Raw genomic sequence first — 23,727 nt, forward strand, 5'->3', positions numbered from 1 at the left:
CTGTCCAGCCAGCGCGCGGATAGGCCCACTCTGCCTCACGAACGTAAGGTGCAACGCGCATCCCCCTCGACGCTCTTTGTCTTCTGAGAATGCGCCTGCGTCCAGTCTATACCGAATGTGCGGGAATAAGTCCTGCTCCTCGTCACCGTGTAGTCGATGCTCTAGACCGGTGCTCCGCGGTTATTGAAATATCCCGCTTTGACAAGCGCGTAGTGCGCTAGCAGAGGGGGCATCCGGAACCTCACCGGCATGCAGGTCCGAGCCTTCACCAAAGAGACTCGCTGTAGGTTATTGATATGACCTCTCTCTCAAGCGTGAGTCTCATCTCGAATCCCTGTCCGCTTACGGTTCCACTGCGAAGCCAAGGAACCTTGATCTCCCAAAGCGGTCTACGATTCCGCGAGGCTACCCCGAAGGAGATTGCTACGCTCAACTGGCCCGGCGGCACACCGACAGTTGCCTCGGTTAGAACGCTTACGCTAAAGCCCTGACACCGCAACCAATCAACGAACGGCGTCAAGCCTTTTTCGCGGTACTTCAGCAGGAGGAAGCGCTCTCCTTCAGCGGGTGAGTCAACTCCAGCCTCACGCCAGATTTCATAAGGATCGAGCTGCTCGCCGCGCGGGCAGCCCCTGGCGTCTGACCTCCAACCCAGGTCTGGAACGTCGCCAGCACTCGCTTCATCTTGAGCCCATGCAGTGTACGAAAGTGTAGTGATCGGGACGTCATCTTTCCGATCCAACAGAGAGGGAACGAAGGTGAATATAACAATTCCAGCGAGGAGGCTGGGGCCCTCATCTTATCAAGAAAACGTACAAATCGAAAAGCCATTGAGCTTCTATTCTTTTCATTATGACATTTAGAAAGTCTGCTACGCAGTATGCCTAGCCCAGATTTTGAAGACACTCCGCCCAAATTCCGTCCTATCAACGGAAAATTAATACACCATGGTTGGGAGAAGTCGCCCGTACCGACAGACTAATTTGCAGATATCAGACTTGCTCAAAAGCAGTTCGTATAGACCGGCGCACCCGGATAGCTTTGCCGAGAAGTACAATTAGTCGGCCCTGCCGGCGTATAGACCGCGGGGCGCGGCTGGCTGGCTTGTGCGATTGAATTACCAATATCTGACATCTTTCGTTTGTGCTGCATTTCGAACTGCATCCGACAATTCGCGTATGCGTCAGTGCCAAGCTTGTATCCAAATGCTTCGCATTGCTTCGCTTCTCGCTCATGCCGCGCTTGCTTGATCGGTGAAACGCACCCGCTAACAATCAATGAAGATGCCAGCACAATGTAAATTTTCACAGTGAACTCCCTCCCTCTATCCCCTGATTGATTTCAGCACAGCCTTAAAACGGAAGCAACTTTACGGCCGACCGACCGAAAAGACCGTTCTCCGAACAGATGTGATTACGCTGATCACCACGAAAAGGAGATGCAATTATATTGAGATATGTAGCAATCACGGTTCCCTTCACTGGGTGAAGATGAGCTTCGCACATGATTGCTTTGATTTTGAATTGAAATTTTGAAGACACCACATGCCAATTTCACCCAATCGAGGGTAACAGCCGGGATATTTTTGTCTTTTCTATATAATCTACGCTATTATCCTCGATTTGGTGAAATTTTGAGTTTTTTTGATAGGACTGATAAAATTGTGAAAAAGGAAACAAAAATCCCTTCACATAGTGAAGGCGAGCTCCGCTCATTTTGATGAGTTTTTTAAAATATAGAATATTGACAATCCTTAATTCCTCTTATCTCTACACCCATATACAACTTTTACGGATTTATTTGTTATTTCATTTCTTTACTGCCTTGGCGTATTTTCGGCGACAATTGTACCAATATGTCAATGCGCCCTTGGGTGTCAGGCCCGCCCCCTCTATCATCGCCGAAACAACGGCTTCCTGCGGCTGAGTGTTCAGAGCGCGATAAATCGCCATCGACGCATCGACCTTGGTCTTGCCCTGCGCAATCAATGCCTGCCCCTGTGCGATAGCCTGCTCGATGGCCTTCGCATCGTCTTCACTAATAACAACCGACTGCTTCTCTGCTTCCTGCTTCTTCGCTGCCATTTGACAATCTCCTTTTGACTGCAGCGACCATCCTTCTGATTGATCACAACAGACAACGGAAAAGGCACGGCAGGATTCCGAGGTGGTTCGATTACTGTCGGCAGGCTTGCCCGGCGGGTAGAGAACTCCGGCTCAACGAACGCGCTGGGACCACAAGCTTTTCCGGATTTTGGCAAAAGGAAAACTGGGGCCGTTTCCTTCCCTGCAGGCCAGAATGCCAGATGCATTCCGAGGCACGAAGGAATTTATAACCCACTGATAAACATGGGATAATAATTCGCGGCGATAGTTGGGAAGCTGACAGGCTACCATTACATCATACCCGCGCAGCGCGCATTAATCCGCGACCTTAAGCCCGGCGTCAAGCGGGTTTGTGAAGAGTGGTGCGGTTGATTCTCGATTTTGAGATGAGCGGCCAGCAGGCTCGTGCGCTTCGTTAGTAATGGCGTTTGACCGGGCGCTGACGATTAGACACAGGGCTCAGAGCGCCGCCGCTAACAGCGACAGCGCATGGAGAGGCAACGCGCCTGTGTGCTTAATGGGGAACAGGATGCGGATTCGGCGCATCGGCGCCCGGGTCATTGATGTACATTCGGGGGCGGGAGCTGCTCCGGCCTTCACGACGACGCAGAAGACAGGCTTATTCGCGTACCGGACGCAATTGACGACGAAACGGCCGCAACGCTGTTCTTCAAGGGAATGACGGCACAACACCTTTTTCGTCGCGCGCACACGCGGCCCAGCCCGAGGAGCTTCTGCCCGCTCATTCGGTGGCAGGCGCTGTCGACCGGTTTCTCAAACCTCATGCACGGCACTTGATGCCCGCGTGGTCGGCGTAACACGAACGGCGGAGGAAGAAGTAACAGGCGGCTTTCAATGCGGACAGCGTTGTACTTAGCCCATGTCTTCTGTCCCCATCTCTTCCGCCCCCATGTCTTCCGCCCCCATGTCTTCTACGCCCATGTCTTCTACGCCCAGCCCGTCCGCGCGCTGTTCGCAAACAGTTCGACGCGAACGAGGGATAGCAAGACTGACGGGCATTTCGGCCCGAGAGAGTTTCCACCGGATCAGAATGGCCGCGGATATCAGGAAGACCGCCCCAAGAATGTAGGGGCCTGTCCGGCCGAATTGCTCAATTCCCACTCCCCCTGACACTACCCCCGCAGCAATTGCCAGCTGCATGACTGAAAACTGGAGGCAACCCGCATTCTCGGCATCGTCTTGGAGCCTGCGTGTGATCCATGTGGTCCACGCCGGTGGAATACAGCCGACGGAGAATCCCCAAACGGCAATGAGCATCCCAACCTTCCAGATGCTGCCGGAAAACAGAATAAGGCCAACTGCCGACAATGAGACCGCCAGCGACGATAGAGACAGGGTGGCTATCAAGTCGTGTCTGATCATGAACGAAGAGACGGACGTGCCGACAAGGTTTGCAACGCCGAAAACGAACAGCATCGTCACGATGGCACTGCTTTGATGACCGAACTCGCCCTCCAGGAAAGGGCGCACATACGAGAAGAGCGAGAATTTTCCGGCGAAGACTAGAAATATCGCGAGCATGGCAACCGGAATACCCTCCCGTTTCGACACGCTCAGGACCCCCATGATATTCGCGCGCCGATGCGCAGGCAGCGGAGGCAGTACAACTGCCAGCAACAGCAGGAACATCGTACCTAGACCGGCGATCAGGAGGAACGCTGAACGCCAACCCCACAATGCAGCCAATGCACTTGCGATTGGTACGGTTACTGTCATCGCGATCGGGATTGCGCCGAACATCAGGGAAAATGCGAGAGGAACATCCTGCGGCCTGGCGAGCCGTAGCACGATGGAAGCCGATGTCGCCCAGAAAACCCCCAACGCCAATCCGAACAATGCCCGTCCCGCCAGCATGGTATAGTAATTCGGAGCGAGCGCCACTGACACAGCTCCCAGAATCACAAGCCAAATGCAGATGATCACAACGAGGCGGCGGTCAAGCATCCCCGTAAAGGTGGAGGCAAACAGGCTTCCAAGAACCGCAAAGAACGCAGTGACCGAAATCGCTTGCCCAGCGACTCCTTCCGATACGCTTAGCCCCTCGGCGATCGGACTGAGCAGGCTTGCCGGCAGAAGTTCCGAGGTTACAAAACAGGAAGCACCAAGGGCCATGACAACGATGGCAAGCCAGGCACTGCGGCTGACAACGTCCCTTTTAGAAGTGGGTTCATCGGGAAATGCCATGGAGGCCCTGTTACGGCTGGAATCTTCGCACAATCGGCACTTCCTTAAGGTTCTTCATTTTCCGGCGTAGATGCGGGCACCACGTGTTTCTGCCCGAATTAAAAATGCTCAGGACATCACGCAGATCGATGCAGCTTGAGGACAATTGGAGTATGCGAGCCAGCGTCCCGGACAGGGGCCGATAGCCGGCTGTCGTTCAAGGACAGGAAGCAGGCCCAGGTGCAGAAAACCTCTGCACTTTCTCGACATCCGGGGCTGTCCGCCCTCTAGCGGGGCTCATTGACTTGCTGCAACAGTCCCCGAAACGCGTTCCCGAAAATTCCATTCACGCGCAGGAACCGCGTCGATGAGAAAGCGCGTATACTCGTCCCGCGGATTCGTCAGTATGTCTGCGGCACTGCCGGCTTCAACAACACGGCCGTTACGCATGACAATCACGTTGTCGCACAATTGCGCTGCCACCCTCAGATCATGGGTGATGAACAGGATGGCCACCCCGAGTCTGTCCCGAAGGTCGAGCAACAGCTCGATCACCTGTTCCTGTACGGAAACGTCCAATGCAGAAACGGCCTCGTCGCAAATGAGGACAGATGGCTCCAGCGCCAATGCTCTTGCGATACAAATACGTTGTCTTTGACCACCCGAAAGCTGATGCGGATATCGATCCAGCATGGATGGCTGCAACCCGACGGCCTGGATGAGTTCATTACAGCGTCTTTCGATTTCTGCAGGAGCGTAGCCGAAGTTCACCATTCCTTCAGCGATGATGTCGCGCAGCTTCAAGCGCGAGTTCATCGAACGATACGGGTCCTGAAAGACGATCTGAACATGCTTCCTGCTACGGCGCTTGTCCGCCGAAGACAGGTCGTCGATGCTCGCGCCCTTCAGCCGAACCACGCCCTCACTCGCCGGCACGAGTCTGGCAATACAGCGCGCGAGGGTCGTCTTTCCCGAGCCGCTTTCTCCAACAACCCCGAGAATCTCCCCCTCGCGCAGAAGCAGATCTGTGGGATGCAGCGCGTCGAAATATCGTTTTCGCGGGAAACTGCCCATGACATATCGTTTTGCCATGCCCTTCACTTCGAGGACGCCCTCCCCCGACAGTTCACGGCTGGGCACCGGAACGAGGCTGGGAACAGCGCAGATCAGCCTGCGTGTATAATCAGCTGTGGGAGAGGTCAGGATGTCCGTACTCTTGCCTTCTTCGACGACCCGTCCCTTGTTCATCACGAGAATTCGATCTGCGATGTCATGCACAACCCCGAAATCATGGGTGATAAACAACACCGCCGTTCCCATCTCTTTCTGCAACTCGGAAATGAGCCCCAGAATTTGGGCCTGGGTGGTCACATCGAGAGCCGTTGTCGGCTCATCGGCGATCAACAGGCGCGGACGCAGAATCAGCGCCATGGCGATCACGACACGCTGACGTTGCCCGCCTGAAAGTTCATGAGGGTAAGCATTGAAGACCCGCTCGGGATCGGGAAGCTTCACCATCTGAAACATCTCCAGGACACGCGCGCGCCGGCCTGCATGATCGCCCTCCCGGTGAATTTCCAGAACCTCCATGACCTGCTTGCCGATGCGTTCCACCGGATTGAGCGCAGTCATCGGCTCCTGGAATATCATCGACATCCGGGCCGCTCGGAGCTGCCGCAATTCCTGAGAACTGGCTTTCAGCAAATCCACACCTTCAAGCCGTATGGAGCCGGCCGTGGGGCGCAGAGCGGCCGAATCCAGAAGCTGCATGACCGCAAAACTCGTTACCGATTTGCCCGATCCGCTCTCGCCGACGATGCAAAGCGTTTCACCCGCCCGTACGTTGAAGCTGATATCCGAAACAATCTCACGCCCCGAGTGCAGCGACACTGTCAGGCCATCGACCTGGAGGACGACTTCTCGCTGGTTTGCTTCATTCGTCATCATCATGCTCGCTTTATTAATTTGGGATCGAAACGGTCCCGCAGCCCGTCGCCCAGCAGATTGATCGCAAGGACCGTCAGTGACAGGAACAGACCGGGGAAAAAAACAAGGCCGGGCAGGAGCTGGAAGAACCTGCGCCCTTCCGCCATGATATTTCCCCATGTGGGAATTTCAGGCGGGAGGCCCACCCCCAGAAAGCTCAAGGCCGATTCCGTGAGGATCGCCGAAGCGACGATGAAGCTGCCCTGAACAATCAGCGGTGCCAGTGTATTGGGCAGCATGTGGCGCAAGAGGATGCGCCAGGTCGGAGTGGCGAGCGATACTGCCGCCTCGACATAAGGCTCGCTTCGCAGAGATAGAACCACCGAACGTACAAGACGCGCGACGCGGGGGACCTCCGGCACCACGATCGCGGTGACGACGGTGATGAAATTGGCTCCCATGATGGCAACGAGAGCGACTGCCAGAATGATGGCCGGTATCGCCATAATGCCATCCATGATACGCATGATGACACCATCCAGAGACCGGAAATACCCACTAACGAGGCCGATCAGGAGACCGACTACAAGCGCAACGAGAGCCACAAAGAGCCCCACCAACAGCGACGCACGGGTGCCGTAGAGAACACGGGCAAACACGTCTCGCCCGAGAAGGTCGGTTCCAAAGAAGGCCTCTGCAGAAGGCGGCTTGAGCTTCATGCCGGGGTTGATGAAGTCCGGATCCGCCGAGGTCAGTAGCGGTGCCAGTAGACCTGCGAGAACCACCAAAACCAGAGTGGTGATTGCGAATATGTTGTCATGCAGGAACAGCGCAATGCGCCGCATCCGGATAGCGAGAAGCTCATCGCTTTCAACGCTTGGTGAATGAGAAGATTTGTTCATTGGGTTCCCCCGTCGTATCTCAATACCGGATACGTGGATCGAAAACCGAATAGAGAATATCGGTGAGGAGATTGATGCCGATATAGACCAGCGACAGGAGCAGGATCAGTCCCTGGATCAAGGGATAATCGCGTGCAAGAACGGATTCCACGACCAGGCGTCCCATGCCCGGCAGATTGAAAACGCTCTCCGTGACGACGACCCCGCCGATCAGAAACGCCGCGGCGGAACCTGCCACCGTCAAAATGGGCACGGCGGCATTACGCAGTGCGTGCCGCAAGAGGACCCGCCTTTCCGAAGCCCCCTTGGCTCTCGCTGTTCTGATAAAATCCTCTCCGAGCATCTCAAGCAGGCTCGAACGCGTGATACGGGAGACGAGAGCCACGTACGCCAGAGACAGCGTGAACGCTGGCAACGTGACCGTTCGCAGAAAACGCAACGGGTTTTCACTGATCGGCGTGAACCCCTGCACCGGGAACCAACCCGCTTTCACCGAGAAAAGGAAGATCAGCACGTAGCCGACGACGAAGACCGGGGTGGAGAACCCTAGTACAGCGATACTCATCAGTGATCTGTCCAGCCACCTACCCCGCGCCCAGGCCGCGAGAATCCCCATCGGAATCGCAAGTATCAGCGACAGGAGAATGGTCACGGTCGCCAACGAGAGTGTCGGTCCAACGCGCGCACCGATCATCTCCGAAACTTTTTTCCCCGAGTGAAGAGAAGTGCCCAGATCCCCCGTGGCAACCTTCCCGATCCATTTGGCAAACTGCACGGGCAAAGGTTGATCCAGGCCCATGTCCTTTCGCATCTTTTCAAGCTGTTCGGTGCTTGCGGATTCACCGGCGATGATCACCGCCGGGTCTCCCGGAGCCAAATACAGCAAGCTGAAAACCAGAAGGGCGACCACCCCCATGACAGGAATGGTCGCAACGATTCTCCTCAGTATGTAGAAGATCATTATTCTGCCGACTTGGTTACGTTCCAGAAGACGGTCGGCCCGTTTGGAATGAGACCGTCAACCCCATTGGTCCATGCATTCAAGCGGCTGCTTTGTCCGAGCGGGGCGTAGATCCCTTCCTCATAGACGACTTTCTGAATTTCAGCAGCGATCTCCTTCCGCTTGGCGACATCGGTCTCGGCCAGAAATGCCTGGATATTCTGATCGATGGCAGGGACGTCCCCCCAGCCGGCATAGCCCTTCGTGCCTTCCGAAACTATCATGTACGACCGGACGGGATCGGAAACCTCCGGCACCTGCCAGGAGGTGATGAAAATGCTCCACCCGCCCTTTTCGACGGCCTCCTGTGATGCCCTGCGGGACAACATTGTCATGAAGTCCATCGCCTGCATTTCCACATTGAACCCCGCAGCACGCAGCTGCTGAGCCATGACCGGTCCGACAGCCGCCATGGCCGGGTTATCGGTGACATGAAGCAAAAGAACGGTTTCGCCTTTGTAGCCAGCTTCCGCCAGCAGGGCCTTGGCCTTTTCAGGCTGGGCTTCGATCGCGATATCCGCCATCACATCGGATTCATAAGTCGTTCCGCAGCCAAAGATTGCACCGCAAGCCTGATAATTATCGGCGTCGCCGAACTGGGCCTGGAGTATCTCTTTCTGACCGACCGCATACAGTGCCGCTTGCCGGACCAGCTTGTTGTCGAAGGGCGGATGGAGGAAATTCAACCGATAGCCGTATTGATAACCCGCCTTGTCCAGATGAGCGGTTGTGATCGCCTCATTGCCTTCCACGAGGGGGGCAAGATCAAGGGGGACATTCTGCATGAAGTCGATTTCGCCTTCAGTGAGCGAATTGACGGCAGTCAGCGGATCTGCAATCTCAATACGCTCGATCCGATCGACTTTCGCGACCTTTCCACCGGCCATGCCGCTGGGCTCCTCGCTGCGCGGCTTGTAGTTCTCATTCTTCACGTAGATGCTCTTCACACCCGGAGAATACTCCCCTTCAACGAACTTGAAGGGGCCTGAGCCGACGTAATTGGTGATGGCTTCCGTGATCGGCGTTGCAGCGGCAGCTTCCGGCATGATGAACAGGGGCACGCCGCTTGGCTTTGCAAAGGCGTCGATCACCACGCCCAGAGGTGTATTCAGTTTAAGAACGAAGGTGTTGTCGTCTTCCGCCTCAAGGCTGTCTGTTGCTTTCATGATGGCAAGCCCCATCCGATCGCGCTGTCCCCAGCGCTTGATCGATGCGACCGCATCTTTCGCCGTTACTGGTGCTCCGTCGTGAAAGGCCAGCCCCTCGCGGAGCTTGAAACGATATGTTTTGCCGTCTTCTGAGACCGAATACTCATCGATCATCTGCGGCTGCGCCTGACCCTGTGCATCCTCCGCGAATAGCGTGTCGTAGATGAGATATCCGTGCTCGCGGGTTTGATGGGATGCGGAAAGGATCGGATCGAGATTGCCAAGCCGGCTTTCCATTACGATCTTCAGTGTCTCGGCAGAGGCAGGCCCGCTCAGGACAGCCGCCATCAAAGCCAATGCAAGGCTACGGTGTTTCATGGAAATTCCCCTTTTTGATTTATGTTTGTTATGAGAGCAGCTCCAAACGGGGCTGCTCAGTATCGAAACGCTTATTGCGCACGAAACTCGGGATAGCTCGACGGGGAAAGCTGCTCGATGTTGCGCTTGCCCCAGTCGGTCACATGCATGTGTTCCCACATATGCTCGGCTCCGAGCTGAAGATCCGTGGACAGCTTGTCCAGATCGACGCCGGGGATCACCCGGTTCTCCATAACCATCCGCCCATCGATCATTGTGGAGTGCAGGTCTTCCGGCGTCGCCGAGTAGACAATGTTGCGGATCGGGTCGCGAAGCGGGGTCATGAACAGCCCCTGCCCCTCCCAGAAAAGCAGGTCTGCCTTTGCTCCCCTGGCGATCCGTCCGAGATCGTCCCGGCCCAGCGATTTCGCGCCCGCCAGCGTTGCGGAATTGAAAACATCCGCCGCCGTGGCCACCTCGGTCCGCCGGTCCTGGATCTTGCTTATCACCGCAGTCCAGCGAAGCGCCTCGATCATGCTTTGAGGACAGGTATCTGTACCGAGAACCATGTTGATTCCCTTTTCCAGATAACGCGCGTAGCTCTCCATCGCGATGCCGCGCCGCGCAAACACCCAAACGTTGTGCGCCACGTTCGTGCCGGTGTCCGAGAGGATTTCCAGGTCGTTTCCGTGGTAGTTCACCCAGCTTGACCCTGACGGCATGATGACGTGCCCAAGCAGCACGTTATCGCCGAGGAAACCCAGTTCATGCAGCCATTCCACTGGAGAACATCCGTTGCGGCGGACCATCTCCTGAAATTCGGGAACGGACTGGGAGACGTGCAGGGCGACCGGTACTTTCATCTCCCGCCCTATCTCGGCCGTACGCTTAAGAAGCGCTGCCGAACACGTATCCACCTGCGCGGGCGTAAGAAATCCCTTGAGCAACCCATTGGCACGGCCCTCGAGCTGCTCAATGAAGTTGACCGCATGGTCCATACGTTCACGGCCGTCATCCTCCCACCACTCATATTTCACGCTGCGGCCGTCGTCGGTGTACCAGCGACCGGATCGATACATCTCTCCGATATAGGCCCGCAGCCCCACCTTCTCGCACTGCTCGGCAACGTAATCGCCATGGCTTCCCATCTCGACGACAGTGGTGGTGCCGGTACGGATCATCTCCGGCACTGACATCGCAATCGAAGCCCTGCGCGCCTGATCGGTGATCGCTCCGTCGCGCGCGGTGAGGAACTCAAACAAGCCCGAAAGATAGAAATTGCGCGGCCCCCGATCTTCCACGAAAGAACGATCGAGCGGCGATTCACTCATGTGAACATGGGTGTTTATGAAGCCCGGCGTGACGATCTTGTCAGAAGCGTCGATCACCTCATCCGCCTCACCGTCAAACGTCTTTCCCACATATGCGATGCGGTCGTCCTCAACCACGATCACCCCATCGCGAAGATGAGTGTGAGTGCCGTTTTGAAACGCGATGATATGGCCCGCGCGGATTAGCTTCACCACCATAATGGGTTTCTCCTTGTGACTTTCGATCAAGCTAAAATGAACAACGCATGCGATCAACACTTTTTTTGAGAAGACAGCGCTGGTGAAGCAAAACCATCACCTTAAAAAATTCAGCCTTACCCTTCATTCAATGACGAGACCCGCCAGCCACCTGCCCTGAGCGGACGGCGATCAAGGTCATCCATTTTAGAGTTTTACGGATTCTTGCGCGAAGGCACCCGCATTTGCGGACGCGCGCGCCCAAAGCACAGAGAGATTCTTCTTTTTAAAAATAGAATTATGCGCTCGGAGTTCAGATCTTATGGATAATTTATCATCCGAGACGAATGTCGGGGAACGGCAAATGTGACGGCGCCCGATGCGGGGCTCATGCGTTCAGAAACTCCTGCCAGCGGTGGGTAAGATAAGTATGCTCATCCATAAAAGCGTTCCAGACGCGCACACTGGCCATGCGCTCATAATAGGAACCGCCATCCCTGACATCGCCTTCGCGGATTGTTGGGTGTGCATCGCCATCAAGAAGCGTTCGCGCCGCTGGCTTTCCGCCGTACCAATAGTCCCATTCCTCAGTGCTCAGGTGCCCGCGCGCCGTTTCCGGAAGGATCGAATAATATCCCTGCCGCGAAACCGCGGCCCCAGGAAACCCGGACAGCCACCAGTCCAGATAAGCATAAGCAGCGTCCAGCATCTCACCTTTCGTATCCCTTGAGATGCAAAGGTCCGTATGCCATCCCCGCCCCCCTTCTTCCGCGCTGGCGACTCGCAGGGGAATGCCCTCACGACGCAGACGCTGTACGGTAGGCCCGAACATGCTCTGGATAAGAACCCCGCCACGTCGTGCCAGCCGCACGGACTCATCGGAATTGGACCAGAACCCTTTGAAGTGACCTTTCTTCTTGCGCAGGATCAAACCATCCACCACCATATCAATCTCATCGATGCTGAGATTGGCTACATTGTTGTAGCGCAGCCCCTCCGCTGCTTCGGTCGCCAGCGCGGCTTCGATCATGCCCAGAACAGGATCTGCAAGCAGTGCGACCCGACCTCTCAGGCGGGAATCAAGCAGCCAACTCCAGCTTTCCGGCTCGTCTTCGCCGATCTTCTCCCGCAGCGCCGGATTGTAACCGAAGCAATCCACCCCCTGCGCGACCGGCATGATTGCAATATGGGAACTATGAGCAGAACCGAGTCTCCCATCGGGCTGTACAAATATGCCTGCAAACGGATAATTGCCCAACGGCCTGCGCGCACGCGCCAAAAGCGCGCTGCCATTGCTGAGGCGAGACACCTCGATTGGCTGTATCGCACGCGCGGTCCACATGAGATCAACCGTATGCCACTGATGGTAAACATCGTAGCTTTCGGGCTGCTGTATCACCCGGCGCAAGCTTTCCAGACTGTCGATCGTCTCGAAGACTATCGGAAATGGTAGCTCCACACGCGCCCGGTCGATGATCGGCTGCCCAATCATCTCGCTTCGAATAATCACACGCAGGGCCGAGGTCTTGCCAGCACGCATCTTCAGCCCCTTAATTCAACGGACTAAGCCAGGGGGCAATCTGCGGCTCCCTGAAGAGCGACAAAACCTTTAGGCGTGCGCGTGTCCTTTGGTGATCTTCATGCAAATGATAGCGCAAGGCCTCTCCGGCTCCCGTAAAGTCTCCAATCAGCAAGTGATCGATAACCAGCGAATGCTCTGCGATCATGTCCCGGTCATCCGGCGTGGTGACATAACGCCGGAACAACTCATTTACGATGTGATCCAACTGAAGCCGTATCAGGAGATCATGCAACTTACGGTTTTTCAACGCCGCAAGGCAAGTTACATGCAGCGCAGTTTCCAGTTCGGCAAGACGCGGGATGGAAAGCGCCGGCCCGTCGGCAGCCGCGTTGCGCAAGGCGGCCCGAATAGCGAGCAGCTCTTCGCGGGGAATATCCGGCCCCGCCTGTACCAATGCTGCAGGTTCCAGCAAGATACGAATTTCCTGGGCCTCATCGAGCATCCTCACCGAAAGAGGACCGGCAGTCCAATGGGAGGTCCTGCTCTTGCGGACGATGCCCTCGGCATCGAGCCGCGCCAAGGCTTCATGCGCCACCGTACGGGAAACGCCGTAGGTCTCCGCCACCGCACTCTCAGAGATCTGATAGGTGCCGAAGGGGATTACATTCAAAAGCTGTCCCTTCAACCGATCATGGACCTCACCCCAACGGGGCGCCAAGGGCGTATTGCTCTGATTTGTCATCATGGACAAGTCGAGATCCAGCAAATGCAGGTTCTCGCGCACGGCGGTTGCACCTATATCCGGTCCACTGACCTGATATCCCTGCTTGGGCAAAGCACTCAAAAGCCCTTCGCTGGCCAGCATCTCTATCGCGCGCTTTGCGGGGGGACGGCTGATGCCGAGACGATCGGCCACCGCGGCCGTATAAAGACGGGTACCGGCCGGCAATCTTCCCGTTTCGATGTTCTTCGCAAGCACATCCCGCACCAGTTGATAATATGTCTTGGTTCGCATTTTGCCCTTACGCCGATAAACCGAAACCTCGATAGTTCCTGCCAGCCCGGATCGCACCCAAGGTTTCAGTGACCAGGCTCGCACCGTTAATAGAGTACATGAAAGAGAATGAAAAATCGGCCCACCAGGTCCGCGCAGATCGGCGTGCCCCCGCCTTCATCCTCCATTTCACGAACGCTTCATCATTGCCTGCGGCTGATACATTTCTGATTTCGGGGTGGCTGACGCTTCTAACCGATCCCCCACGCCTGCCGCATTCAAATCGGTATAATGCCTGAAACAGGCAAGCCTCTCCTGGCAGATTGCCAAGCCCCCCCAAACGAACCAAAGTGACAATTTCGATCCATCCACCAGAACAAGGAAAGGCCCCTGGAGGAAAGGCGGTTCACACACCGAAAACACGATGACGCCCTTCACTCTGTATGGATGAGCCCGGCTCATGTTTTCTCTGTTAGGAGTGAGATTTTTGGAGACATCCCTGCCAGATCCACTCAATCAAGAATGACAGGGGGATATTCTTGTTATTTTACATAATCCATTCTGTCCCCCTGACTGGCTGGTCGGCCTTTCGCTTTCATGGCATGTTTTCGACGGCAATTGTATCAATACGTCAATGCGTCCTTCGGTGTCAGGCCCGCACCCTCTATCATCACTGAAACAACGGTTTCCTGCGGCTGAGTGTTCACAACGCGATAAATCGCCATCGACGCATCGCCCATGGCTCTGCCCTGGCCAATCAATACCTGCCCGTGGGCGATGGCCTGCTCGATGAGTTTTGTTGCGTCTTCACCAATAACGACCGCCGCTTCTCTGTTTCCTGCTTCCTCGCTGTCATTTGACAATCTCGTTTTGACTGCGGCGACCATCCTTCTCATTGATCACAACAAGCAACGGAAATGGCTCGGCAGGATCCCGAGATGGTTCGACTACTGTCAGCAGGTTTGCCCGACGAATAGAGAAGACCGGTTCAACGAAGGTGCGGGGAAGCTTTCGGGATACGATTGGACCATACCTGCGCAGTGCGCGTGAATCCTCGACCCGGAGCCCGGCGCCAAGCGGGGTTACGAGAAGGTGGCGCGGATGGCGGTGTGGGTGGTCGATAAAAGGAGATCGGATCGGGTGCAATGCCGGTTGCGAATGCTTCTATGAACTTTCTGAACCGGGAATTGCGTATCGATCCGATCAATGTCTTAAGGTCGTGCTCTGGGCTTCGCGGCACTGTGAAACAGGAATTGAGACTTCCCTGCTTTAATTCTTATGCTGCCCGATGGTGAAGCCTGTACTGAATGGCCACCGGGCCGGACGCAGTTCTCAGCGCACCACGAAACCGAGGCCCACCGGGTCCGTCTGATCAATCAACCACTTCGCATAGCCGACCACCTTTGCGGTGCCCTTCACGGTGGGAATGACCGCACGCTGTGTGCCAAGCATCGTCTCGCCAAGGAGGCAACCTTCAAAACGACCGCAGCCCAGCAGACCCTCCGACTTGATGGTCTGCCCGATCTTGATTTTCCCGCGTGCCTCGAACACCGCCATCATCATGCTGGTACCCGTGCCGCCGGGAGAACGGTCGAGTTTGCCATCGCTGAACACGTGAACATTGCGGTAGAGGCTGTCAGCGTGATCCGGATCCTGCCAGAACGTGGTGAAGTTCAGCCCCTGAATATGCTTCTCGGTCGGATGCCGCACATCCATCTTTGCATTGATCTGATTTTTCACCAGAACGCCCATATCGGAGAGCAGTCGACCATTCTCAGGCCCGATGGGGCGATCCTGGTCAGGCCATTTCACCACAGCAAAGAAGTTGCCGCCAAACGCGATGTCGGCGGTCAGGGCGCCATAGCCAGGCAGCTCAATTGGCACATCCTGCTCCAGGACGAAGGCCGGAACATTTTGAAAGCGCGTCCATTGAACCTGCCCGTTTTCGGACGCGACCTCGGAAACGACCAGGCCAGCCGGTGTCTCGAAACGGATCCTGGTGACAGGCTCGGCAACATTGTGGACCAAACCGTGCGAGACCATCGCCATGGAAAGCGCGATGGTTCCGTGACCGCACATCTCCATGAAATCATCGCCATCGGCCCATAGCATGCCGGCATCCGCGTCAGGGCTGGAAGGCGGCGTTACAAACACACCAACCATGTCGTTGTGACCACGAGGCTCACGCAGGAGCGCGGTGCGGATGTAATCGTAATTGTCGCGAATGAACTGGCGCTTTCCGACAATATCGAGACCGTGTGGATAGGGGATGCCACCATGGATGATGCAGGTGGGCTCACCATCGGTGTGCGTGTAGATCACATCGATGTATCTGTTCTTGTTCATCATTTCGATGAGTCCTTTTCTATGCTTAAGACTGAGAAGGGGTCAGAGACCGAGGGCGCGCGGGACCCAGAGAACGATCAGCTCGGGAAAGAGGATCACCAATCCAAGCACCACCAGCATCACGGCGACGAAGGGAAGATTGGCGAGCGTCAGGCTGAAAATGTTGACGCGGGCGATCACGCTGGTGATGAAAAGCGCCGCGCCGACAGGCGGTGTCTGCTGGCCGATGCCCCAGCACAAAACGACAACCATGCCGAAATGCACCGGGTCGATGCCAAGAAGCTGAACCGCCGGGAAGAAGAGCGGCACCACGATGAAGATCATGGCGATGCCGTCCAGGAATGTGCCGGCGATGATCAACACGACACTCAGCACGACCAGGAAGGTCACCGGGGACATGTCCATGCGTGCGATGGGACCAAGCAGGCCATCTGCGAGCTGCTCGAAGGTGAAGGCATACCCCATCACATGAGCCGTTGCAGTGACGAACATGACAGCTCCGCTGAGGACCGCAGCCTCGCAGAACGTTTCGTAGAGAACACGGATGGTGAGTGTGCGATAATAGACGACGCCGACCAGTATTCCGTAGACCACAGCCACCGCTGAGGCTTCCGTCGGGGTGAAAACACCGCCCAGAATGCCCCCCAGAATGATGACAGGCATTGTCAATGCCGGGGTCGCCCGCAGCAGCGCCTTCAGCATCACGCGGACATTGAATTTTTCTTCGACCGGATAGCCTCGATGAACCGAAATCCCCCAGGCAACGGCAATGAGCGCGAGCCCGAGCAGAAGACCTGAGACAATGCCTGCGGCAAACAATGCGCCAGTCGAAATACCCAGATACGCTCCAAGGATGACCATGGGAACGCTGGGTGGAATGATGATGCCGATGGTGGAAGAGGATGCCGTAACAGCGGCAGTGAACGCACGGCTGTAACCACGCTTGATCATGGGATCGATCAGCATGCCCCCGACGGCCGCCGTGTCCGACATGGAAGTTCCGCTCATTCCGGCGAAGAACATGCTGGTGACGATGTTCACCGCCGCGAGGCCGCCACGCATCTGGCCCACCAGCGTCTTGGCAAACTCCACCAGATGGGCAGAGATGCCACTGCGGCTCATGATCTGACCGGCCAGAATGAAGAGCGGCACCGCCAGAAGCGGGAAACTCTGGACACCCCGATAGAGACGCTGCGCAACGATGACCAGATCAACGTCGCCAACGAACAGAACCCCTATCGCGATCGCCAGAAGTGCGAAGGCAATGGGCAGGCCGATTCCGATCAGGCCCAGCAGGATGCAAAGGACGAAGAGCAGTTCCATGGAGGGTCTCAGATTTCGCTTTTGCCGGACATCGGAGCGTCGTCAAACAGCTCCTGGCCTGTAGAAAACCGGCGTAGACCGATGAAAATGCGGGTGATGGCATCAATGCAGATCAAGAGGCCGCATACGGGGATGGCGGCATAGAGATATGCATTGGATATCTCGAGCACCTGGGTGGTCTGATCCTGGAACAGCACAGTCTGCCGCCAGCCCTGACGCAGCATCAGCAGCCCGATCAAACCTATGAGCGCCTGATTGCAAAGGAACAGGATGAGCCGTCCTGGCCGCGGAAGTGCGCTTGCGAGCAGGTCCACGCGCAGATGCGCATTCTTCCGCAGCGCAAGATAGGCGCCGATGAAGGTGATGTAGGTCAGAAGACCAAGCAGCGCCTCGAAACTCCAGGACAAGGCGTTGTCGAAGACGTAGCGGTAGATCACCGCCATGAAACCGATAACGACCGTGGCCAGAAGTAGCGCGGCGCAGATCGCTTCCAGAATTCGATTGATCACGTCCGCGCTCCTGTCTTTTACTGTGCCGAAGCGCGGATCAGATCGACCAGTTTCTGGGCGTCATCGCCCCGTTCGGCGACCCAGTTCGACCAGACTTCCTCCGACGCTGCAGTGAAGGCGGAGATGTCGGCCTCGTTCACCTCCATACCCTTCTCCTTGAGGAAGGCGACGATATCGCGATCGGCCTCGATGCCCTGTTCAACGGACTTCTTCACAGCTTCTTCGCCGGCTTCTGCAAAAACCGCCTGAACGTTCTCAGGCAATTTCTGGAAAGCCTTCTCGCTCATCAGGAGATAGGTCACGGTGTAGAGGTGATTGGTCAGGGAGAGGTATTTCTGCACCTCATAGAATTTGGTGCTCTTTGCCCAGATGACCGGATTCTCCTGACCATCGAACACGCCGGTCTGCAATGCAGAGTACAGTTCCTGGAACGGAAGCGGAGAGGCGTTGGCGCCGTAATGGTTGAAGATATCGATGCGCAGTTTGCTGTCTGGAGTGCGCATCTTCACACCCTTCAGGTCTGCTGGCGTGACGATCGGACGAATGTTGTTCGTGATCTGGCGGAAGCCGCCTTCAAGATAACCGATGACGCGCAGCCCCTTTGCCGCGAGTCGCTCGCGGATCCAGTCGCCGGCTTCGCCGCCCAGCGCACGGGCGATGTGATCCCGATCAGTGAAGATGTATGGCAGGGCAGTCGCGCCCAGCACCGGATCCACGCCCGTGATCGGCGTTTCGATGGTCGCCATGTCGAGAATTCCCACCTGAAGCGACTCCAGGGAGCTCGGCTGATCACCCAGCGCACTGGAGTGAAACACCTTCACGGCGACTTCACCGCCGGTCTTTTCCTTGACCAGATCAGCGAAATGCTGGACAGAGCGGAAGGCGATGCCTTCTTCATTGCCAGGCACGTTGGCCTTCAGCTGAATCTGCTGAGCCATCGCAGGAAAACCAGACAGCGCCAGACTGGCGGCCATCGCAAGCATCGCAGCTTTCTTGAACATATCCTGTTCCCTCTTGTTGTCTCGCACTCTATCGGAGCGATCTACCCTGCAGAGATTAAGGCGTAGAACACGGCCTTGCCGAGAAGATTCCAGACGCATTATTGAATTTTTTGGTCAAAACGATATGCTTACCGGCATTTCACACCAAGCTGCCGAAACGCGGTGGCATGCGGGGCCAGAGACTGGAATGCCTGCGGAAAAGGGACAGCAATTACGTGTCGGCTTCGTCTTGCTCGAATCCTTCACGCTCAACGCATTCTCGGGTTTCATCGAAGCGATGCGCCTTTCCGCGGACAAAGGCGGTCGCAGTCGGCAAATCGCCTGCGGCTGGGAAATCATGGGTGGCAAGGACGTCACCGCAAGCTGCGGTCTGAAGATAACCCCCACCAGTGAGTTGGCCGACCCCGGGCTGTTTGATTACATCGCCGTTTGCGGCGGCAACGGCTATCTGGAAAGGCAGCAGCCCCGGTGGCTCGACGACTACCTTCATCGCGCGGCAGCAGCCGGGACACCACTCATCGGCCTTTGTACCGGCACTTTCAACATTGCGCGGGCCGGTCTCATGGAGGGCTATGTCGCGTGCGTTCACTGGAATGTATTCGAAGCATTCAAGGAGCAGTTTCCGCATATCCGCGCTGTCCCCGACCGCATTTTCGTTCATGCCGGTGACCGGATCAGTTGCGCGGGCTCGGCTGGTGCGTGCGACCTGGCACTGCATCTCATCACGCAGCACTGCGGCCACGAAAAGGCACAGCAGAGCATCCGCCACATGATGCTTCAGGGCGTACGGCCATCCACGCATCCCCAGGCTCACTTCTATGGAGAGATGCAGAATGTGCGCGACAGCGCGGTGCGCCGGGTTGTGCATTTGATGGAGCAGTCGCTGAACGAGCCGCCGCAGGTTCCGGAACTCGCCAGGCAGGCTGGTATCAGTCCAAGGCAGCTGGATCGGCGGTTCATCGCAGAGCTCAACCAGACGCCTTCACGCTACTTCCGTGACATGCGCCTGCGCTATGGAGCCTGGCTGCTGACCCATACAACGGACAAGATTGCGCAAATTGCCGTCGATACCGGGTTTGCCGACGCGGCGCATTTCAGCCGTGCCTTTCGCGCACTATACAGTACCACGCCCCAGGGATATCGAACCGCCATGCAACCCGAGACCAGAGATCACGCAGAACCAACTGCGGAGATTCCAACAGTTGCACGCGCGCTTTGAAGCTGCGTCTTCAGGTCACCTCGGCACGGCATAGATGCGGTCATTAAGAGCGTAGGAGCGCTGACACATCGCCAAGACACATCGTCAGCAACTTCGAGCTCCCCTCATGGAGCGAAGGTGGGCAGAATTATACCTGTCTTCAATTCCGCCAAAGGGAAACAAGAATCGATATCGGTCGACACTTATTGGCCCCCATTTTTGGGCGGCCAATTGCTTGACATACGTCAGTGATCTTGAATCTATTGAGCTGGTTAATTTTATTGGATGACATTTTGGCGTTACACCTATCATTGTTCAGGATCTTGAAGTCTTTTGCGCTCCCCTGGCTTTTTCTCGGACTTCTCGTTTGCATTCAGCCACCTGCCCTGGCTCAAACCGCCGATGATGGGGCAAAGAAGGACCCCTTCCAGCAGATGCTGCAAATCGAGGAGCGCCTCCGTCTGGCCGGTCACAAGCCAAGCTTCAGCAATGTTCAAAAAGTGTTGCGCGGAGAATTGAAGCTCCCCTCCAAGGCAGAATTGCTGTCGGCAAAGAACCCTGTGACCAAGGGTTACGCCAAGGTGAAAGACTACGTCTACAAGAACGGCGATCGGTACACCGGTGAGGTGCTCAATGGTCGCCGGCACGGCCATGGCACCTATTACTGGAAGGACGGCGGCCACTACACAGGCGCCTGGGTCCAGGGCAGGCGTGAAGGCAAGGGCCGCATGGTCACCAAGTCCGGCGGGGTTTATGTGGGCGAATTCCTCGACAGCAAGATCCAGGGCGCGGGAACCTATGAAACGAAGGAAGGCGACGTCTATTCAGGGACATTTCATGGGTCGCCTGGAGAGGGCGAAGGCACCTTCACCGCGAAAGGAGGCCGGCCTGAAAAGGCAAAATGGTCGGATGGGCGTGTGGTTCTTGCGTCCAAAAAGGCTGAGGAGAGAAATTTCGGTCGCCTGACGCCAGAGGCGCGCGCCCGCGCTGAAGCGAAGGTCGAGGAGCGGAAATACAGAACGCGCGAGAAATATGGGGAAAAGGATGGAAGCCGAAAAAGCCTCTATCTTGTCACCTGGGGGGCGGAAGACAGTATCGACCCTGGCGAACTTTATCCCGATCGTGCCCAGTCGGAAGTCGCAACACGCCGCCGCGTTGACCAGTATCTGCTGTTCAGACTGAGAGGCAGGGACAGCCGGCGCTGCCACCTCATCAGTTCAGGGGTGACGGTGGATGAATACAGGATCAAAAAAGGATCCTTCGACCGGTTTTATGCTCGACTGAAACGCGTCGAAGACAGGAATTCAGGCATTGAAGGCGGCACGCTCTTTCTGGGCGAACTTGCAGCCAAGAAAAAGGCCCGGCGCGTTGCCGAGAGGCTCGTGCGTTCCGGCGACTGGAAGGGATGGTCGGTCATGAGCATGAAGAACAAGCGGGACCTGCCCGTGAGATGCTCTTCCGGGAACATGAGGCGGCAATAGCGCGCCATTCAAGCGTGGTTTTGGCTAGCCGCTGCCTCCCGGCACGGCGCGAGGGCTGACGGCAGGCGAGCAGAATCTTGCAAAAGAAGGATGAGAACCGCATCTGGCGCAAGGGCGGTCTGTCAGCCCAGCAGATGCTCCTCCACCAGTGTCGCCACTCTCTTGAACGGCAAGACGCCGCCACTTCCAACCCAGGGCAGCGTTTCGCCGGCCAGAAGCAGAGGAACCCGCTCGCGCGTGTGGTCTGTTCCCGTCCAGGTCGGGTCGTTGCCGTGGTCAGCCGTCAGCATCAGAAGATCGCCGGGACGCAGCTTCGGGAGAAGCTCGGCAAGGCGACGGTCGAACCATTCGAGCGCCCGTGCATAACCGGCGACATCGCGGCGGTGGCCGTAAAGGCTGTCGAACTCGACGAAATTGGCAAAGACGAGATCACCATCGGCAACAGTTTCGACAGTCTCCAGAAGCCGGTCGAAAAGCTCATCGTCGCAGGAACCTTTCAGGACACGCGAAATGCCTGTGCCGGCGAAGATGTCTCCAATCTTTCCCACGCCATGCACGGTTCGACCAGCGGCCACCAGACGGTCGCAGATCGTTTCTCCGGGCGGAGCGATGGCGAGATCGCGCCGGTTGGCGGTGCGGGTGAACCCGCTTTCCGCATCCCCAACGAAAGGCCGCGCGATGATGCGCCCCACATTCATCGGATGGAAGATCTCGGCTGCTGCCTCACACAGTCGCAAAAGCCGTTCGAGACCGAATGTCTCCTCATGGGCGGCGATCTGCACCACACTGTCAGCCGAGGTGTAGACGATCGGTGCGCCGGTCTTCATGTGCTCCGCGCCGAAGCGCTCCAGCACATCCGAGCCGGAGCCATGCGCGTTGAAAAGCGTGCGGTCCAGCCCGCCCGCCTGCCGCAACCGCGCCATCGCGTCTTGGGGAAACGCTGGCACCTCATGGGGGAAGTAATGCCAGTCTCTGGAAAGTGGCAGGCCCGCCAGCTCCCAGTGTCCGGTCTGGGTGTCCTTGCCCGCACTTTCTTCCTGAAGGGCCGCCCAGGAAGCGCCTGATCCGGGAGGGGCAAGCCCCGGTGCCGACTGGCCGCAGGCGAGCTCGAGTGCGGCACCAAGACCAAGCGCGGAAAGACTGGGAAGATGAAGCGGGCCGGAACGCCCCTCCTCCGCCCTGCCCGCGGCACAGGCTTCAGCGATGTGAAGAACCGTGTTCGAGCCGGCATCGCCGAACCGCCCGGCATCCGGTGCACCGCCTATGCCTACCGAATCCAGAACGCACAGGAAGACACGACCGTTTACAGACATCCATCACCCTTCCGCGAAGCGCGCCTCCATGCGACGGCGCAACGCTTCGAACAGTTCATAAAAGCTCCAGCCCATAAGCGAGAGGAGCAGCACCATGCCGATCACTGTGGCTGTGTCGGCATTCTCCTGTCCAGAGGAAAGGAGATAGCCCACGCCCTCATTGGCGCCCATCAGCTCGCCAATCACGGCCGCCGTCATGGCCGCCGTCATGGCTGCCGTCATGGCAGGCGTGGTCGCCACTGTCGCGCCGGCAAAGAGCGTCGGAAGTGCGGAAGGCAGCTCGATGCGCAGGAAGCGCTGCAGGGGCGACAGCTTCAGGACGCGCGCCAGATCCAGATAGGATTTGCTGACGAAACGCACGCCGGACAGCATGCCCGTCATCACAGGGAAGAAGGTGCTTTCACCGCCAGCCACGGGGTCACCGGTGGACTGAGGATGTTTCTGAGAAACGTGAATTGAAGCAACAAGCCCCGACCGCTCTCATCCTGGCGTATATCGCCTCAGGGGAACGGGGGGCTTGCCTGAACTATGGTCTTCAGATCGGTCCTGGCCTCAGCAGTGGCCGATCATCCATTTCTTGCGCGGCGAAGGTGGCCCCTTCTTGCCAATCTTGCAGAGGGAACAGCCACAGCCGGCAAGATGTTCCTTCTTGACCACGCGCGGCTCGCTGCCGCTCTTTTCCGAGCGCGCCAGCGCGCGCCGGAGCGTACCGTTCATCAGGCTGAGGCTTGGCGCGGCCACATCGCGGTTGCTCGGCGTCTGGCAGCCTGGGCAGGCGCACGCATTGCCTGCGTCCGCCATCGACGTCCACTCGTTGAAAGGTCCGCAATCTTCGCAAACATAATTGTACAGCGGCATATTGGTCTCCGAAAATTCTATATGGCGTGGTGCGGCGGCCTGACGCCGCCGC

Annotated in this window: 21 protein-coding genes and 1 pseudogene; 2 read left to right on the forward strand and 20 right to left on the reverse strand. The window is 57.0% G+C overall.

The features are described 5' to 3' along the window. Positions 1-1,002: 1,002 nt before the first annotated feature. The 16 genes and pseudogenes from P2W41_RS16730 to P2W41_RS16805 form a co-directional block, all read right to left on the reverse strand. Positions 1,003-1,308, reverse strand: a complete 306-nt coding sequence (locus P2W41_RS16730) for a hypothetical protein (RefSeq protein ID WP_404933829.1) — start codon at positions 1,306-1,308, stop codon at positions 1,003-1,005. A gap of 500 nt (positions 1,309-1,808) precedes the next feature. Continuing rightward, positions 1,809-2,084 (reverse strand): hypothetical protein, encoded by a 276-nt coding sequence (locus tag P2W41_RS16735; protein ID WP_404933830.1) that lies wholly within the window; start codon positions 2,082-2,084, stop codon positions 1,809-1,811. An 894-nt stretch (positions 2,085-2,978) separates the two neighbouring features. Next, positions 2,979-4,310: an MFS transporter gene (locus tag P2W41_RS16740; RefSeq protein ID WP_404933831.1), complete on the reverse strand. Its 1,332-nt coding sequence runs from the start codon at positions 4,308-4,310 to the stop codon at positions 2,979-2,981. 276 nt (positions 4,311-4,586) lie between these two features. Further along, entirely contained in the window at positions 4,587-6,239 is a 1,653-nt protein-coding gene (locus P2W41_RS16745) for an ABC transporter ATP-binding protein (RefSeq protein ID WP_292898995.1), read from the reverse strand. Beyond that, the gene (locus P2W41_RS16750; protein WP_404933832.1) at positions 6,236-7,117 is read right to left on the reverse strand and encodes an ABC transporter permease; all 882 of its coding nucleotides are present in this window, start codon (positions 7,115-7,117) and stop codon (positions 6,236-6,238) included. Before P2W41_RS16750 ends, P2W41_RS16745 begins: the two co-directional genes overlap by 4 nt. Before the next feature lie 19 nt (positions 7,118-7,136). Continuing rightward, complete coding sequence (locus tag P2W41_RS16755) at positions 7,137-8,078, reverse strand: ABC transporter permease (protein ID WP_292898992.1); 942 nt, start codon at positions 8,076-8,078, stop codon at positions 7,137-7,139. Further along, positions 8,078-9,643 carry an ABC transporter substrate-binding protein gene (locus tag P2W41_RS16760; RefSeq protein WP_404933833.1) on the reverse strand — a complete coding sequence of 522 codons (1,566 nt, stop codon included), beginning with the start codon at positions 9,641-9,643 and terminating at the stop codon, positions 8,078-8,080. The genes P2W41_RS16755 and P2W41_RS16760 overlap by 1 nt, the downstream gene beginning before the upstream one ends. Before the next feature lie 71 nt (positions 9,644-9,714). Beyond that, positions 9,715-11,151: an amidohydrolase family protein gene (locus P2W41_RS16765; protein WP_292898988.1), complete on the reverse strand. Its 1,437-nt coding sequence runs from the start codon at positions 11,149-11,151 to the stop codon at positions 9,715-9,717. Positions 11,152-11,518: 367 nt separating this feature from the next. Beyond that, positions 11,519-12,670 (reverse strand): PotD/PotF family extracellular solute-binding protein, encoded by a 1,152-nt coding sequence (locus tag P2W41_RS16770; protein ID WP_292898986.1) that lies wholly within the window; start codon positions 12,668-12,670, stop codon positions 11,519-11,521. A 10-nt stretch (positions 12,671-12,680) separates the two neighbouring features. Then, positions 12,681-13,517: a GntR family transcriptional regulator gene (locus P2W41_RS16775; RefSeq protein WP_404935008.1), complete on the reverse strand. Its 837-nt coding sequence runs from the start codon at positions 13,515-13,517 to the stop codon at positions 12,681-12,683. Between the two features lie 6 nt (positions 13,518-13,523). Next, positions 13,524-13,667, reverse strand: a pseudogene (locus P2W41_RS16780) (hypothetical protein); the annotation flags it as partial. A 602-nt stretch (positions 13,668-14,269) separates the two neighbouring features. Further along, positions 14,270-14,533, reverse strand: coding sequence for a hypothetical protein (locus P2W41_RS16785; RefSeq protein ID WP_292898982.1), 264 nt, complete (start codon positions 14,531-14,533; stop codon positions 14,270-14,272). A gap of 445 nt (positions 14,534-14,978) precedes the next feature. Next, positions 14,979-15,992, reverse strand: a complete 1,014-nt coding sequence (locus tag P2W41_RS16790) for a proline racemase family protein (protein WP_404933834.1) — start codon at positions 15,990-15,992, stop codon at positions 14,979-14,981. Between the two features lie 42 nt (positions 15,993-16,034). After that, positions 16,035-17,315 carry a TRAP transporter large permease gene (locus P2W41_RS16795; RefSeq protein ID WP_229450475.1) on the reverse strand — a complete coding sequence of 427 codons (1,281 nt, stop codon included), beginning with the start codon at positions 17,313-17,315 and terminating at the stop codon, positions 16,035-16,037. Between the two features lie 8 nt (positions 17,316-17,323). Then, positions 17,324-17,824 (reverse strand): TRAP transporter small permease, encoded by a 501-nt coding sequence (locus tag P2W41_RS16800; RefSeq protein ID WP_404933835.1) that lies wholly within the window; start codon positions 17,822-17,824, stop codon positions 17,324-17,326. Between the two features lie 17 nt (positions 17,825-17,841). Then, on the reverse strand, positions 17,842-18,825 hold the full coding sequence (locus P2W41_RS16805) for a TRAP transporter substrate-binding protein (protein WP_404933836.1): 984 nt from the start codon (positions 18,823-18,825) through the stop codon (positions 17,842-17,844). Positions 18,826-19,012: 187 nt separating this feature from the next. Between P2W41_RS16805 and P2W41_RS16810 the strand changes: the two genes are divergently transcribed. Continuing rightward, positions 19,013-20,044: a GlxA family transcriptional regulator gene (locus P2W41_RS16810; RefSeq protein WP_404933837.1), complete on the forward strand. Its 1,032-nt coding sequence runs from the start codon at positions 19,013-19,015 to the stop codon at positions 20,042-20,044. Between the two features lie 287 nt (positions 20,045-20,331). On the opposite strand, the gene P2W41_RS16815 is transcribed toward P2W41_RS16810, so the two are convergent. After that, complete coding sequence (locus tag P2W41_RS16815) at positions 20,332-20,496, reverse strand: hypothetical protein (RefSeq protein WP_404933838.1); 165 nt, start codon at positions 20,494-20,496, stop codon at positions 20,332-20,334. Positions 20,497-20,526: 30 nt separating this feature from the next. Here P2W41_RS16815 and P2W41_RS16820 point away from each other — a divergent pair, with 30 nt between their 5' ends. Continuing rightward, a complete protein-coding gene (locus tag P2W41_RS16820) occupies positions 20,527-21,504 on the forward strand; it encodes a hypothetical protein (protein WP_404933839.1) in 978 nt (325 codons plus the stop codon). A gap of 122 nt (positions 21,505-21,626) precedes the next feature. Here the strand turns inward: P2W41_RS16820 and P2W41_RS16825 are convergent, their stop codons facing one another. The 3 genes from P2W41_RS16825 to P2W41_RS16835 form a co-directional block, all read right to left on the reverse strand. Continuing rightward, positions 21,627-22,817, reverse strand: coding sequence for a phosphopentomutase (locus tag P2W41_RS16825; protein WP_404933840.1), 1,191 nt, complete (start codon positions 22,815-22,817; stop codon positions 21,627-21,629). A gap of 3 nt (positions 22,818-22,820) precedes the next feature. After that, entirely contained in the window at positions 22,821-23,231 is a 411-nt protein-coding gene (locus tag P2W41_RS16830; RefSeq protein ID WP_292898966.1) for an ABC transporter permease, read from the reverse strand. Positions 23,232-23,369: 138 nt separating this feature from the next. Then, positions 23,370-23,675, reverse strand: coding sequence for an FmdB family zinc ribbon protein (locus tag P2W41_RS16835; RefSeq protein WP_292898965.1), 306 nt, complete (start codon positions 23,673-23,675; stop codon positions 23,370-23,372). Between the last annotated feature and the right edge of the window lie 52 nt (positions 23,676-23,727).

It is taken from the genome of Nitratireductor sp. L15S-10 (assembly GCF_045011005.1).
GTDB lineage: Bacteria > Pseudomonadota > Alphaproteobacteria > Rhizobiales > Rhizobiaceae > Nitratireductor.